Genomic DNA, 13,836 nt, shown 5'->3' with positions numbered 1-13,836 from the left:
CCTGATGAGCGAACGGCACTACAGCTACGCCGCGGTGTCCGGAATCGCTTTGGCCGCAACAGGTTTGTCCAGCGTCGTGCAGCCGGTGTTCGGCATGATCGCGGACCGGTCCGGGCGCGACTGGCTGGCGCCGCTGGGATTCCTCGTGGCCGCCGCCGGGATCGCCGCCGCCGGTTTCGCGGACAGCTATCCGCTCACGTGGATCTGCGTTGCCGTCGCGGGAATCGGAGTGGCCGCCTACCATCCGCCCGCCACCAATCAAGCCCGTGCGGTGGGTGGCAAATCCCAGCGGGCGATGAGCCTGTTCTCCGTCGGCGGCACGCTGGGCAGTTCGCTCGCCCCCGCCCTCGTCACCGCGGTTGTCGGCTCGCTCGGTCTTTCGGGGACCTGTTTGCTGGCGGTCCCGGCGGTGGTGATGGCGTTGCTGTGGCTGCTCAATCGCCGAGCAGGCCCCGTGCCGCCACTGGGCGGAAGCGCCGCCAAAGTGTCCACTGTGGACATTAAGGACGACTGGCGGTCCTTCGGCAGGCTGGTCGCGGCGACCGTCGGGTGGTCAATCCCTTACGTGACAGTCACTTCGCTGCTGTCGTTGTACGCGATTCGCGAACTGCACGCCTCGACGGCGGCCGCGGCGGTCACGCTGACCTCGTTCACGCTGGCCGGCGCCGCGGGTACCGTGCTCGGCGGTTGGCTGGGTGATCGGTTCGGCCGCTTGACCCCGATCCGGGCCGGATACCTCCTGGGCGTTCCGGCGCTGGCGGGGGTGGTGTTCAGCCCCGCCTACCCCGTGCTGGAACTCAGCACTGTGCTGCTGGGGCTGACCATGTTCCTGCCGTTCGCCAACCAGGTGACCCTGGCTCAGGACTACCTGCCCGCGCGGCCCGGCACCGCCAGCGGGCTGTCCCTCGGCCTGGCCATGTCGGCCGGCGGGCTGGCCTCGCCGCTGTTCGGCTGGCTGGCCGACGCACGGGGGCTGCGGTTCACCCTCGGTGCGGTGCTCGCGGTGTACGGCGTCGCCGTGGTGTTCGGCACCCGGCTGCGGGACCGCGTCCCGCCCGCTCAGTCGTCCGCGAACTCATCTGAGGAGCTGGTGACCTGATACATTGCCTTCCGGGCGCGTTCGCCGCGGAGGGGAGAAGGACATGACGGTCCGGTCGGTGCGGCGAACTTCGCTGGTCGACGCGGCGACGGCCGAACTGCGCCGGCTGATCGGCGAAGGCGAATGGCCGGTCGGGGCCAAGCTGCCCAACGAGGTCGAACTGAGCAAGCTGCTCGGAGTCGGGCGGTCCACCGCGAGGGAGGCCGTGCGTGCCCTGATCTCCGCCGGCCAGCTGTACTCCCAGCAAGGCTCGGGCACCTACGTCGCGTCCGAGACCGCACTGTCCGATTTGGACCGCAAGCTGCGCACGGCCCAGGCGATCGACGTCTACGAGGTCCGCGTCGCGCTGGAGGTCGAAGCGGGCATCCTGGCCGCGACCCGCCGCACCGCCGCCGACCTCGAAGCGCTCCGCGCGGCGCTGGCGGCGCGCGACCGGGCCGGATCGCTGCCCGAACTGCTCGACGCGGATCTCGCCTTCCACCGGGCGGTCGTCCTGGCCGCGCACAACCCGGTGCTGATCGACGTGTTCGACTCCTTCCTGGACGCGATGCGCGCCGTGGCCGGCAGCATCACGACGCTGGACGCCGCCGGAACGGACACCGACGATCTTCACCGGTCCCACCACGATCTCGTCGCCGCGATCGACGCCGGGGACCCGGACGCCGCCGCGCGGGCGACCCGCCGCAACGTCGGGCACACCCTGACGCGGTTGCGCTAGGGGCGGTCGCTCTGGGCGTGCGTCCCGTTTCGGCGGTGGTGCCCGGAGATCGCCGTCATGGGAGGTCACGCTCGTGAACGTGACTGGCGTGCGGTGCGGCCCGTGCCTGCTCGGCGCGATGCGCGAGTGCGCCGAATCCGTCTTGGATCCGCGGTGACCGATCGTTGACAAGCTGTGACGGCGGCGGCCAGTTCTGGGTAGGGTGGCCGGTAGCCGATCGAGGGGTGGGGTCATGACTGGTCGCCGGAGTCCGCTGTGCTGAGGTTCGCGCCGCGGCACTTCGTCGATCGTGCCGACGAGTGCCGGAACCTGGTCGAGCAGGCGCGTGCCGAGCAGGCCGCCGCCCGGCAAGGGGTGTTCGTGCTGCAGGGGATCGGCGGCGTCGGGAAGACCGCGGTCATGCTCAGGTGCGCGCAAGAGCTGCAGCCCTCGTTCGACTGCGTGCTGGACGCCTCGATGAGCGCCTCGGCGCAGGCGAAAACGGTCGAGCAGGTCCTCGACGTCTTCCTGTTCCAGCTCGAAGCGAACCTGATCCCGCCGACGCTGGACGGCAAGCTCGCGGTCTACCGGAGGGAGACGTCGCGGCGGAAGGTGCTGGTGGTGCTGGACGACGTCGACTCGGCGGAGTCGATCCTGGATCTGCTGCCGGAATCCCCGGGAAGCGCGGTGCTGGCGACGAGCCGGCTGCGCGCGGAAGCGTTCGAGGTGCACGGGTTCGCCACTGTGCGGCTGAAGGTGCTGTCCGAACGCCACGGGGTGGAGCTGTTGAGCCGCGGACTGGACGAGTCGGTCGTCGCGGAGGAGGAGCGCGCGCTGGCCGGGATCGCGCGGCTGTCCGGGTATTTGCCGCTCGCCTTGACGATCGCCGGTGCGCATCTTCGGATCCGCCGCCACGAACGGCCTGCCGCCTTGCTGCGCAGGCTGGAATCCGAGCGCGACCTGTTCGCGCACTTCACCGTCGACGGCGATCGCAAGCTGGAGTTCGTCTACCAAGCTTCCTACGACGCGCTGGCTCCGCTTGAACAGCAACTCTACCGGCGGCTGGGACTGCACCCGGGTCTGCGCTTCTCGTCCTGGGTCGTGCCCGTGCTGCTGGAGGAATCCGATCGGCCCTTCGCCGCCGACACGCTGTTCGCGCTGCACCGCTGGACGCTGGTGGTCGAGTCGGACGAGCAGCACGAGATGCATTCGCTCATCCACCTGCATGCGCGGGGGCTGGCGAACGGACACGAGCATCCCGCCGACGTGGCGGAGATCCGCCGCCGGCTGGCCGAAGCGTATTTGGACTACGCGGTCGCCCGCGCGCTGGTGCTGTCCGGCCGCCGCCAGTTCGGTCCCCGGTTCGACGGCCGGGTGGCCCCCGCCTACGAGGCGGACGGCGACGGCCACCGGCGCGCGGTCGCCGATCTCGAAGCAGAGGCGGCGAATCTGCGCCAGGTGGTCGAGATGGCCTCGGCCGCGGGATTCGCGGACCTCACGTGGCAGCTGGCCGAGGCGCTCACGAATTTCTTCTTCCAGCGCAGCCGGTACGCGGACGCGATCGCGGTGCAGACCCTCGGCCTGTCGGCCGCGCGGGAGATGCACGAGGAAACGGGCGACGCGCGGCCGTTGATCGTCCTGCACACGGAGCTGGGCAAGGCGTACTTCGCGGCTTACACGCACGACAAGGCGGCCGGGCAGTTCGCCGCCGCGGCGGAGCGCATCGCCGAGCTCGGCGAGGAGCCGGACGCGCTGACGATGCTGGCCAAGACCTTCGTATGGCAGGGCTTGGTGCACAACCGGATGGGGGAGTACGAAGCCGCGATCGAGTATTTCGCCCGGTCGGCCGAGCTGGTGGCGAATCCGGGTTTTCCCGGCCGCCTGCGTTCTCGCGAGCAGCGGTTGCTCGACATGAACGGCGCGCCGATCCTGGCGAAGCTGGGGCGGCTGCCGGAGGCGCTGGCGGCGGCCGAGCGCGCGGCGGCCCACTTCGCCTCCGATGCGGACCGGCACAACTACGCCAAGTCGCTGGCGAACCTGGGAGAGGTCCTGGCCACGGCCGAGGATTCTCGCGCCGAGGAGGTGCTGCGGGCCGCGCTGGTGCTGGAACAGGAATTGAAGCTGGTCGATTTCGAGGCGCATACCGCTGCGATTCTCGGCAGGCTGCTCCCGCCGGAAGAAGGCGCTCGGCTGATCGAGCACGCGGCCGCGGTGTACGAGCGGCTGGCCGACCAACGGGCGGCGGCGCTACGAGCCGAGATCGAAGACCCGCGATGGGGCGAAGGCGCCGAGTAGGACCTCGTCTCCGCGGCTCACGGTCGCTTCGCGCGGTAAGCGGAGACCGCGGAGGACGGACTCGAAAACCAGTGCCGCAGCGACTTCCGGATCCGTGAACGTTGTTTCGATCAGCTGTCCCGACCTGGTGGCTACGCGGCCGTCGCTCGACGCGGCGACGGTCGCATGGGGGTGACGGCGCAGGAGATCGGCGAGCGCGGCGTCGCCGGTCGCGCTGGCGGAAAACACGATCGCGGCGCGTTGGCGGAGCGATTCGTCGGGGTGGTCCTCGCGCGCGGTGAGAGCGGCGTTCGAGAATTTCGCCGAACCGGAGCGGTCGATGTCCACGTCGGCGGGGTAACGGGTGAGATGGAAACGGTCCTCGCGCGACTCGCACACGATGAAATTCGCCGGGGCGGCAGGTGCTGCGTGCCCGGTCGCGGCGGAGACGGGAATCAGCGGCACGATCGGGCCGGAGGCCGGTTCGGTCAGGCGGAGGTGCTCGTAGAACAGCCGGCGCAGCCGGGCCGCGGCTTCGCCGGGACGGGACGTGACGAGGGCGGCGACGTCGTCGAAGCTGCCCGGGCGGTAGGTCCGCACCGCTCGTTCGATCTGGACGTCCAGCGGTTCGCGGGAGTTCAGCCTGGGTGCGGTCGCGCCCAGCAGTTCGCCGACGGATTCCGGTGCCACGTCGCTTTCCGGGAACGCCGCCAGGAGCAGGGGAATGTCGAGGCAGGCGCCGTACGCGGTGGTGGCGCCGTGGTCTCCGACGACGAGATCGGAAGCCAGGAGCACGGCCTGCCAGCCCTCGGCGGGCGGCGGCAGGAGCAGTCCCGCGCGCTGGCAGTCCGCCAGCCACGTGCGGATCTGCCAAGGGCCGTGGCCGTGCCAGATGTTCGGGTGGACCAAGCCCGCGACCCGGTACCGGTCGCGGTCGAGAGCGCCGACGACCTCGCGGAAGAGCGAAGGCTGGCTGCCCAGCAGGGAATTCCGCCACCACGTGCTGGTGATGGTGACGAGTTTCTGGTGCGGGGCCACGCCGAGCGCTTCGCGATACTGGGCGCGGAGGTGCCTGCTGCGGCGCATCCGGTCGTAGGAAGGATCTCCCGCGACGAAGGCGGTGTCGCGGGCGGCGGGGGTGAGCGCGGCCAGCCGATCGAACTCGGCCTGGTGGGCGAGCACCAGAGACGACGCGATGGGCCTGCCGCTGTACAACAGCCATTCAGGCGACAAGCCGTAGACGGTTTCCGGTTTCCGGTTTCCGGTTTCCGGTTTCCGGTTTCCGGTTTCCGGGAGACATTTTAGTATACCCCACGCCGTGCGGAAGAATGACCAGGGGCGCGGTGATTTCGGTGAGTCCGCCGTGGTTGGCGGCGAGCACGAGGTCGAATTCGGTGTTGATCGCCTGGTCCCACGGGAGGACGATGACGCCGAGGTCGTCGAGGAAACGCTGCAGCCCGTGCCGGAACGGATCGGATCCGTTCCAGGTGAAGACGAGTTGCACGCGAGTGTCGGAATCGAAGACCGGGATGACGTCGAGGAGCCGCAGCAGCGACGTGACGTGGTGGACTACGACCAGGACGCGGCGCTCGGCCTGCACGGTGGTCCAGTGCGGTGCTTGGAGCCCGATCGGCACCTTAACCGGAGGCGCGGTGAACACGAACCTCCTCGGGGTCGGCGGCGGGCGGGGCTGTGCTCGGCAACCGTATCCGATGGTCTGGGCCGCGGAGCCGCAGCCACGGTGCCGCCCTGGTCAGGAAGGTGCGGAGGGCGGCCGGGTGATCGTAGTCGCGCAGGGCCGCTCGGCGAGCCTGGTCTCTCATGCGCGATCGCTGGTCCGGGCTCATTTCGAGGGCGCGGCGCACGGCGAGCGCCAACGATCGGGGCGACTTCGGCTCGCACCGGAAGCCCGTGACGCCGTCGCGTATCTGGCCGCCGAGACCTTGGCTCGTGGTGGTGATCACGGGCGCGGCCCCGGCCGCGAACGCCTCCATCGGGATCCGGCCGAAAGGTTCGGCGTGCGAGGGCACGACGACTGCTCGCAAGCCGGGGTGCCGGAGCAACCGCGGGACGTCGGGGGTGAACCGGGTCAGCATCCGAACCGGTGCGGCGAGTCGCTCGGCCCGGGCGCGCAGGACGTTCTGGTACGGCGTGGGCTCGGAACCTTCGCTCGTCGCCGCGATGAGCAAGAGAGGGAGCGCGGTGCCTTCGCGAGCGAGGAGGTCCCACGCGGCGAGCAGGTCCTCGAATCCTTTGTACGGCTCCGCTCGTCCCATCGAGAAGACGAATGGCGGAAGATCCGGGTCGGCCGAGTCGCCGTAGCCGTTCCAGTCGTCGCCGGTCAGGCCGTCCGGCAGCGCCGTCATCGCCTGTCGCGGAATGCCGTATTCGCGGTGCAGATGGCCGGCCATGAACGGGGAGATGGTCGCGATCCGTGCGCCCCCGGCGACGGCCGAGAGCATTCCGTTTCGTTCCCAGGCACGGCGTTCGAGGTCGTGCGGTGCGTGGATCGCGGCGCTGGAACGCGGCGCGAGCACGAGGTGTGGCAGCAACGCGGGGGACAGTGCCGAGCCGAGTCCCAGGAACGGGGCGTCGAACGCGATGATCAGGAGGGGCTCCGCCGGCAGGGCACGCAGCCGATCGGCGGTCGAGCGGACCAAGCGCCGGAAGTTTTCGAGGCTGCCCCAGCGGTCCTGACCGTCCGTTCCGTTGTCGACCGGCAGAATCGTCGCGTTGCGCAGGCGGTGCCGAGCCCGGGCGTGCCACTGCGGGTGGTGTTCCGCGCTGCTGCGGTCCAGCCGAAGGGGCAGGACAGCGAGCTGGACGTCGGCGGGCAGGAGATCGGCAAGAGCGCCGAGGGTGCCGAAATTGGCGTAGCCCGCGCCGGTGCCGCAGCCGTAGAACCCGTCGTGCACCGCTACGGCGACTGTCGGGGATACCGTCATTTCCGCAGGTACGGGGGCAGCGTAGTGGCTTTGCCGACCGCGCGGGCAAGCTGCTCGCCGGTGAGCCCGACGGCAGTGCCGAGGTCGGATCCGGAGAGATCCGCGCCGGCCAGGTCGGCACCGGTGAAGTCGACTCGGTCGAGCTTCGCCTCGGACAGTCGTGCGCGCCGCAGAACGGCCCCGCGCAGGACAGCTCCGGACAGATCGGCACCGCGGAAGTCGGCTTCGGCAAGCGAGGCGCCCTCGGCCGACACGTCGTGCAACTTCGCGCCGCTCAGATCGGCTTGCTCCAGCTCAGCGCCGTCGAGCCGCCCGGAGGAGAGGGTGGCATCGCGTAGCACTGCTTGGGACATCGCGGACTCGCGGAGATCGGCGTTGGCCAAGTCGGCGTTGGAGAGGACGGCGTTGCGGAGCAGGACTCCGCGAAGCGCCGCGCCGCGCAGGTCAGCCCGGGGGAGGCGAACGTTCGCCAGATCGAGCGGATCCGTCTCGGCCCGCGGCGACCGTTCGCGCAGGAGGTCGACCGCCGCGACGACATCCGCTTCGGCCCGGTCTTCGCCGGGGCGATCCTCCGTCTGCTTGCGCAGGAGATCGCAGATCGACCGCAGGATCGACGCTCGATCCCGGGGAGAATCGGACATCAACCGGGCCAGCGTGCGCACCGCGTTCGCCCGGACGAGCGGGTCGTCCGAGGCCATCCGGCCCCATGCCGTGTCGAACTGGCTGATCAGGTGCTTGTCCTCGTCCAGCCGTTGTTTGTCGCGATCCTGGAAGTACTTGCGGATGCCGAGACCGACGGTCGCGAGTGCGGCCACGACACTCAAACTGGTGAGGAATCCCGAGCGTGCGTTGTTGACGGCCGACAGCCACTCTGCCCGGGAGACTCCTTCCTGCGGGCCGACTGCCCACTCCGGCACCGGAACGCCGAAGAACCAGATGACCGCGCCCAACGCGACGGCCGTTGCTGTCGCGATGCCCGCCGCACGCCATTTCCGCACCTGCATGGGACCATTTCACTACAGCGGCAGAAACGCCGTGAAAACAGCTACGGAGTCGAGGCTGCTCCGCGGCGCCGCACGCCGTTGGCGGCGAGCGTGATGCGCGCGTCCCGCGGGCGTACGCGTCCTGGCCCTTGGCCGAAACCCAGCCAAACCAGAACGGCGGGGCGACCGCACGCCTCAGGCCGTCCCGCGCAGGCGACGGTCCAGGGCGGATACGCAGGGTTTGACCGGTGGTAGCTCTTTGTGGTGTGACGGCTGAGGCGGCGGTTGGAGGTTGCGAGGGGCCGCAGCACCGTTATCCTGCGCTAAGCGGCCGCTTAGCGGTGGCTGTCCAGCGACGGACAAGGAGACGGTGTGGTGGAGTCGTTCAAGGATCGCGTTGCCCTGGTCACCGGGGCCAGCCGGGGGATCGGGCTGGCCATCGCGCAGGGGCTCGTCGAGCGCGGGGCGAAGGTGTGCATCACCGCGCGCAAGCCGGAGCCGCTCGCGGAGGCCGTGGAGCGGCTCGGCGGTCCGGACGTCGCGATCGCGGTGCCCGGCAAGGCCGACGACGCCGCGCACCAGCAGGAGGCGGTCGCCGCCGCGGTCGAGAAGTTCGGCAGTCTCGACATGCTGGTCAACAACACCGGCATCAACCCGGTTTACGGTCCGACGCTGGACGTCGACCCGGCCGCCGCGAGCAAGATCTTCGCGGTGAACGTGGTCGCGCCGCTGTCGTGGATCCGCGCCGCGCGGGAGGCGTGGATGGGCGAGCACGGCGGGTCGGTGGTCAACGTCGCCTCGATCGCGGGCATCCGCACCTCGCCGGGCATCGGCATGTACGGCGTCAGCAAGGCCGCGCTGATCCGGCTCACCCAGGAACTCGGCGCGGAACTCGGCCCGGGGATCCGGGTCAACGCGGTGGCTCCGGCGGTGGTCAAGACGCAGTTCGCGACCGCGCTTTACGAGGGGCGCGAGGAAGAAGTCGCTGCGGCGTACCCGATGAAGCGGCTCGGTGTGCCGGAGGACATCGCGGGCGCGGTGGCGTTCCTGCTCTCCGGCGAGGCGGGCTGGATGACCGGGCAGACGGTCGTTCTCGACGGCGGCGTGACGCTCGGCGGCGGTCTGTGAGCGCCGGAGTCGTCATCACCGGCGGTGGTGGCGGGATCGGGGCGGCACTGGCGCAGCGGTTCGCGGCGGACGGGGCTCGCATCGTGGTCGCGGACCTCGACGGGGACCGAGCCGCCGAGGTCGCGGCGGAGGTGGGCGGTAGGTCGTTCGCGGGTGACGTGGCAAGCGAATCCGGGGTGGCCGACCTGATCACCGCTGCCCGCGAAACGCTCGGTGAGATCGACGTCTTCTGTGCCAACGCTGGGGTCGCGCCGTTCGGCGACGCCAACGCGGACGAGGACGCGTGGTCGCTGGCGTGGGACGTCAACGTGATGGCGCACGTCCGTGCGGCCCGGTTGCTGCTGCCGGCGTGGCTGGAGCGCGGCGAGGGCCGGTTTGTCGCGACGGTGTCCGCGGCGGGCGTGCTCACCAGCCTTGGGTCGGCTCCGTATTCGGTGACCAAGCACGGCGCGCTGGCGTTCGCGGAATGGCTGTCGGCGACTTACCGGCACCGCGGCATCGCCGTACAGGCGATCTGCCCGCAGGGCGTGCGCACCGCGATGCTGGAGGAGACCGGCGAACGCGGCAAACTGCTGATGGGCGCCAGCGCGATCGACCCGCCGCAGGTGGCCGACGCGCTGTTCGCCGCGATGGCCGAGAACCGGTTCCTCGTGCTGCCGCACGCCGAGGTCGCGGACTTCTATGCCTTGCGCGCCACCGAAACCGACCGCTGGCTCGGCGGGATGAACAAGCTGCAGCGGAAAATGGAGGAGCTGCCCGGCGACGCGTGACCCGAACAGGGAGCCGGAATGACCGTACCCGCGAGCCGGCTTGTCGCGCGTCGCCACCGCCGCTATTTGCTAATCCGACCAAAAGCAGGCCGACCCAGCCCGGTACGTAACCGTTGCTGCGAAGCCATTAGGCCGTGGCTGTGGTCGGATTGGCAACGATCGGCACAGTATTGGCACCGCTATCGATTTCTACCTCTACGGGACCGCGGCGGCGCTGGTGTTCGGGAAAGTATTTTTCCCGACGTTCTTCTCGACCGCCGGGGTGCTGGCCTCGCTCGGCACCTTCGCGGTGGGGTTCGTCGCGCGCCCGGTCGGGGCGATCCTGTTCGGACACTGGGGCGACCGGATCAGCCGCAAGTCCCTGCTGGTCACCTCCTTGCCGGTGATGGGACTGTCCACAGTGGCCTTCGGGCTGGTGCCGGATCACGGCACGCTCGGCATCTGGTCGCCGGTCCTGCCGGTGGTGCTGCCGTTCGTGCGGGGCATCGGCGGCGAATGGGGCGGCGCGGTGCTGCTGTCGACGGAGTACGCGCCGCCGGGCAAACGCGGCCTGTGTTCGGCTTTCCCGCAGCTCGGCCTGGCCATCGGATTCGTGCTGGACAATCTGCTGTTCCTGTTCTCCGAGGTGCGGCCGGCGGTCGGGTTCTGCATCCGGATCAAGATCGCCGAGACGCCGGTTTTCCAGGCTGCTTTGGACAAAGCCGAACAGGCGAAAGTCCCGCTGTTCGAACTGCTGCGGAAACAGCCGCGGGTCTTGGTGCTGTCGACGTTGTCGTTCGTGCTCGCGCTTTTCTGCACCGTCACGACGTTCCGTCTTTCGATGGCGACGACCACGCTCGGCATCCCGCGCACGGCTGTCCTGATCAGCCTGCTCATCGCGGCCACCGTGATGGGCGTGGCGACGCTGGTGTTGGCGATGAAGTCCGACCGATGGGGCCGCCGGCGGCCGCGGTTTCCGTTGTGGTGTGGGCGTTTCCGCTGTTCGCCTTGGTGCAGAAGAGAAATCCGGTGCTGCTGACGCTCGGGTTCGTCGGCGGCCTGGCGTGTTTCGCGATGCTGTACGGGCCGATGGGCGCGTTCCCGCCGGAGCTGTTCCGCGCGCGGTACCGGTGCTTCGATCGCCTACAGCGCCGCGAGCGTGATCGTGCCGTTGATCTCGACCGATCTGTGGGCATCGACCGGTTCGACGGTGCCGGTTTCCCTGGTGCCGGTCGCGCTCGGGGTGCTCAGCTTTTTGTGCGTGCTGGCCCTGCCGGAGACCCGCGACCACGACTTCTCCGAGGTGCTCGGGGGAGGGTACCGCCGCTGGCCGCCCCTGACTTTCGGCCCCACCCAGCCGGGGGAAAACCGGCCGGGCGCGTTGTTTCCGGCCTTCTGCGCCGTTCGGGCTGCGGCCCTTGACACGCTGATTTGGTCTAGTCCAGTGTGTGACGGCACCCTTCCGGGTGCACTCCTCCCGGGTTGATCCCGCCGCCTCAAACCGGAGGTGTTCCGTGGTGCTCGTGGGAGGAACACGATGAAATCAGTGCGTCGGCTGGCCGCGCTCGCGGCGGCGGCAGGGGCGGCTCTCGCGACCGCGGCCGGGGTGGCCACGGCCGCGCCCGCGTCCGCTCCGCAGTTGGCGGCCGCTCCGGACCCGGTGCTCGCTTCGCCGTACCTGTACCAATGGGCCGGTCAGACCAGCGCGTCGGCGGCGATGTCCGCGACCGGGATCAAGACGTTCACGCTCGCGTTCATGCTTTCGGACGGCTCGTGCAACCCGAAGTGGGACGGCGACCGTTCGCTGACCGGTTCGGACAAAACGCTGGTCAAGAGCATCCGCGACGCGGGCGGCGACGTCATCCCGTCCTTCGGCGGCTGGTCCGGCACGAAACTCGGCGCGAAGTGCTCCTCGGCCACGGCTTTGGCGGGGGCGTACCAGAAGGTGATCGACGCGTACGGCCTGAAGGCGATCGACCTCGACATCGAGAACACCGACGAGTTCGAGAACGCGACAGTGCAGGACCGGATCCTGAACGCGGTCAAGATCACCAAGCAGAAGAACCCCGGCGTGCGCGTCGTGATCACGATCGGAACCGAAACGTCCGGCCCGAACGACTGGGGCAAGCGGCTGATCAAGCAGGCGAAGGCGATCGGCGCGCCGGTGGACGTGTGGTCGGTGATGCCGTTCGACTTCTCCAGCGGCGGCGACATGGCAGGCAAGACGAAGTCCGCGGTGGACGGCCTGGTGTCCCAGCTGAAGTCGACGTTCGGCTGGGACAGCGCCACCGCGTACCGGCACGCGGGCCTGTCGTCGATGAACGGCAAGACGGACAACGCCGGCGAGGTCGTGTCGGTGCCGGACTTCACCGCGATCCGCGATTACGCGGCCAGCCACCACCTCGGCCGGTTCACTTTCTGGGCGGCCAACCGGGACTGCTCGGGCGGCGGGGAGTGCAGCGGAATCTCGCAGCCGAAGTACGCGTTCACGAAGATCGTGGCCGGGTATCACGGCTGACCCTGGTCCAGGCCGCGACGAGGCCGCCGTTTCCGAGGGGTGCGGCCTCGTCGCCGCCATCGCGACTGCGCTGCCGGTGAGGGGAACCCTGAAGGAATCAGATTCCCTCAGGGTTCCCCTCACGGACCTTCGCATCGCCTGCCAGGCAGGGAGAGCCCCGCGCACCTGGCAACGCCGCACCCGCTACGCGTCGCCGCCGACGGTCTCGCGGTAAGAACGGCTGGGCCGGGTTCCGGTGCAGGGGAGGCGACGGCCTGGTTGAGGCAGCGCTCGACGCGGGCCGCGGTCTGGTGGGCTCGGGGTGGGGCAGTGCGATGCGGCCGGGCCGTGATCGGCCGGGTCGGGTGGGGTCGGGGCGCTGCGGTTTCGGGCGCGGTCGGTCCTGGGACCGGACTGGAGCGGTCTGGTCGCGGCGTCGCGCAGCGGTCGCCGGGGGGCCTGTTCGGGTCGGGTGGGGTCGGGGCGCTGCGGTTTCGGGCGCGGTCGGTTCTGGGACCGGACTGGAGCGGTCTGGTCGCGGTGTCGCCGGGGGTCCTGTTCGGATCGGGGCGCTGCGGTTTCGGGCGCGGTCGGTCCTGGGACCGGACTGGNACCGGACTGGAGCGGTCTGGTCGCGGCGTCGCGCAGCGGTCGCCGGGGATTCCCCGTTCCGGCAGGGTGATCGCGGCACCCGCCGGAACGGACCGGGTGCTCCGCGCGGAGAGACCGGGCCGCATGGCGGGGGAGCGACCACGCCGAAGTTTCGACGCGGCTCGGGCGGAGAGACCCGGCGTTGGTCGTGGTGGACGTCCCCCTTCGACCGCCCATGCCGGATGGTCGCTCTCAGCCGCCCAGAACCCGCCGGACGAACTCCGTCTTCCCCGCCGTGTACTCCTCCCGATCCCTCACCTCCCCGGCCAGCCGCCGCTTCACCTCGGCGTACTCGTCGGCCAGCCCGGGATCCGCCCGCAGCGCGTCCCGGAATCGAAGCTGTGCCTGCCACCTCGGATGTCCCTCCGGCAGCAGATGCAGATGCGCCACCCGGCGTCGCCCCTCCGCGTCCGGCAGCACAAAAAACCGCCGCCAAGGTGCCGCGACGTCCAGTTCCGGCGGCACGAAACACCAGCCCTCAGCGGAAAGCACCGGCACCACCGCCGAGACCGTCGCCGCGGACAGGTCCCGCGGCGGGGCCATCACGTCGAGCACCGGTTTGGCCGCCAAACCGGGCACCGCTGTCGAGCCGACGTGCTCCACCCGCCCAGGAGCAAGCCACGGCGCGAGCAGCCGTGCGACCTCAGCGCACAACGCCGAACCCCGCGAAGCCCAGGCCGGATCCGCGGGATGGATTTCGGGCCGTTCATCGGCCCAGGCCGGAGCATCGGACAGGTCATCCATGCCAGGCCGGAAGGGAAGCCGGGGTCTCGTCCATGCCGACCACGTTAACGCCGGCCACCGGCAAAAACC

General features: G+C 70.0%; 13 protein-coding genes. 8 read left to right on the top strand and 5 right to left on the bottom strand.

What is annotated here, in order from left to right; translation table 11 throughout:
• The 3 genes from A4R44_RS10830 to A4R44_RS48920 form a co-directional block, all read left to right on the top strand.
• Positions 1 to 1,099 (top strand): MFS transporter (locus A4R44_RS10830; RefSeq protein ID WP_067580095.1); only part of this gene is annotated, 1,099 nt, incomplete at its 5' end.
• 43 nt (positions 1,100 to 1,142) lie between these two features.
• Positions 1,143 to 1,817, top strand: coding sequence for a FadR/GntR family transcriptional regulator (locus A4R44_RS10825; RefSeq protein WP_067578900.1), 675 nt, complete (start codon positions 1,143 to 1,145; stop codon positions 1,815 to 1,817).
• A 255-nt stretch (positions 1,818 to 2,072) separates the two neighbouring features.
• Positions 2,073 to 4,091, top strand: coding sequence for an NB-ARC domain-containing protein (locus A4R44_RS48920; RefSeq protein WP_067578898.1), 2,019 nt, complete (start codon positions 2,073 to 2,075; stop codon positions 4,089 to 4,091).
• Here A4R44_RS48920 and A4R44_RS10815 read toward each other — a convergent pair.
• Genes A4R44_RS10815 through A4R44_RS10800 form a run of 4 tightly spaced genes read right to left on the bottom strand, consistent with a single transcriptional unit; the run spans position 4,044 to position 8,019 of the window.
• On the bottom strand, positions 4,044 to 5,303 hold the full coding sequence (locus A4R44_RS10815) for a hypothetical protein (protein ID WP_067578897.1): 1,260 nt from the start codon (positions 5,301 to 5,303) through the stop codon (positions 4,044 to 4,046). The two genes, A4R44_RS48920 and A4R44_RS10815, sit on opposite strands and share 48 nt — an antisense overlap.
• Complete coding sequence (locus A4R44_RS10810; protein ID WP_157904851.1) at positions 5,293 to 5,730, bottom strand: hypothetical protein; 438 nt, start codon at positions 5,728 to 5,730, stop codon at positions 5,293 to 5,295. Before A4R44_RS10810 ends, A4R44_RS10815 begins: the two co-directional genes overlap by 11 nt.
• Positions 5,708 to 7,015, bottom strand: a complete 1,308-nt coding sequence (locus A4R44_RS10805) for a glycosyltransferase family 4 protein (protein WP_093574246.1) — start codon at positions 7,013 to 7,015, stop codon at positions 5,708 to 5,710. The genes A4R44_RS10810 and A4R44_RS10805 overlap by 23 nt, the downstream gene beginning before the upstream one ends.
• The gene (locus tag A4R44_RS10800) at positions 7,012 to 8,019 is read right to left on the bottom strand and encodes a pentapeptide repeat-containing protein (protein ID WP_067578893.1); all 1,008 of its coding nucleotides are present in this window, start codon (positions 8,017 to 8,019) and stop codon (positions 7,012 to 7,014) included. Before A4R44_RS10800 ends, A4R44_RS10805 begins: the two co-directional genes overlap by 4 nt.
• Before the next feature lie 354 nt (positions 8,020 to 8,373).
• On the opposite strand from A4R44_RS10800, the gene A4R44_RS10795 reads away from it, so the two are divergent.
• The 5 genes from A4R44_RS10795 to A4R44_RS10780 all read left to right on the top strand — a co-directional run bounded on the left by A4R44_RS10795 (position 8,374) and on the right by A4R44_RS10780 (position 12,393).
• Positions 8,374 to 9,126: an SDR family oxidoreductase gene (locus A4R44_RS10795; RefSeq protein WP_093574477.1), complete on the top strand. Its 753-nt coding sequence runs from the start codon at positions 8,374 to 8,376 to the stop codon at positions 9,124 to 9,126.
• Positions 9,123 to 9,896: an SDR family oxidoreductase gene (locus tag A4R44_RS10790; RefSeq protein ID WP_067578889.1), complete on the top strand. Its 774-nt coding sequence runs from the start codon at positions 9,123 to 9,125 to the stop codon at positions 9,894 to 9,896. Before A4R44_RS10795 ends, A4R44_RS10790 begins: the two co-directional genes overlap by 4 nt.
• A 217-nt stretch (positions 9,897 to 10,113) precedes the next feature.
• Positions 10,114 to 10,914, top strand: a complete 801-nt coding sequence (locus A4R44_RS50170) for an MFS transporter (protein ID WP_232791564.1) — start codon at positions 10,114 to 10,116, stop codon at positions 10,912 to 10,914.
• Positions 10,915 to 11,034: 120 nt separating this feature from the next.
• Positions 11,035 to 11,361 (top strand): hypothetical protein, encoded by a 327-nt coding sequence (locus tag A4R44_RS50165; protein ID WP_232791563.1) that lies wholly within the window; start codon positions 11,035 to 11,037, stop codon positions 11,359 to 11,361.
• 51 nt (positions 11,362 to 11,412) lie between these two features.
• Positions 11,413 to 12,393 (top strand): chitinase, encoded by a 981-nt coding sequence (locus A4R44_RS10780; protein ID WP_198545244.1) that lies wholly within the window; start codon positions 11,413 to 11,415, stop codon positions 12,391 to 12,393.
• Positions 12,394 to 13,215: 822 nt separating this feature from the next.
• On the opposite strand, the gene A4R44_RS10775 is transcribed toward A4R44_RS10780, so the two are convergent.
• Positions 13,216 to 13,767: a GrpB family protein gene (locus tag A4R44_RS10775; protein WP_067578887.1), complete on the bottom strand. Its 552-nt coding sequence runs from the start codon at positions 13,765 to 13,767 to the stop codon at positions 13,216 to 13,218.
• Positions 13,768 to 13,836: the final 69 nt, after the last annotated feature.

Origin of the sequence: Amycolatopsis sp. M39, from assembly GCF_001651785.1 — a bacterium.
GTDB classification, from domain to species: Bacteria; Actinomycetota; Actinomycetes; order Mycobacteriales; family Pseudonocardiaceae; genus Amycolatopsis; species Amycolatopsis rubida.
This window is presented reverse-complemented; position numbering and strand designations above follow the sequence as displayed.

What these genes read in the sequence shown, in the direction of transcription:
- A4R44_RS10775 (WP_067578887.1), bottom strand. Translation starts at nt 13,767, where the DNA reads ATGGATGACCTGTCCGATGCTCCGGCCTGGGCCGATGAACGGCCCGAA.
- A4R44_RS10780 (WP_198545244.1), top strand. Translation starts at nt 11,413, where the DNA reads ATGAAATCAGTGCGTCGGCTGGCCGCGCTCGCGGCGGCGGCAGGGGCG.
- A4R44_RS10825 (WP_067578900.1), top strand. Translation starts at nt 1,143, where the DNA reads ATGACGGTCCGGTCGGTGCGGCGAACTTCGCTGGTCGACGCGGCGACG.
- A4R44_RS10805 (WP_093574246.1), bottom strand. Translation starts at nt 7,015, where the DNA reads ATGACGGTATCCCCGACAGTCGCCGTAGCGGTGCACGACGGGTTCTAC.
- A4R44_RS10800 (WP_067578893.1), bottom strand. Translation starts at nt 8,019, where the DNA reads ATGCAGGTGCGGAAATGGCGTGCGGCGGGCATCGCGACAGCAACGGCC.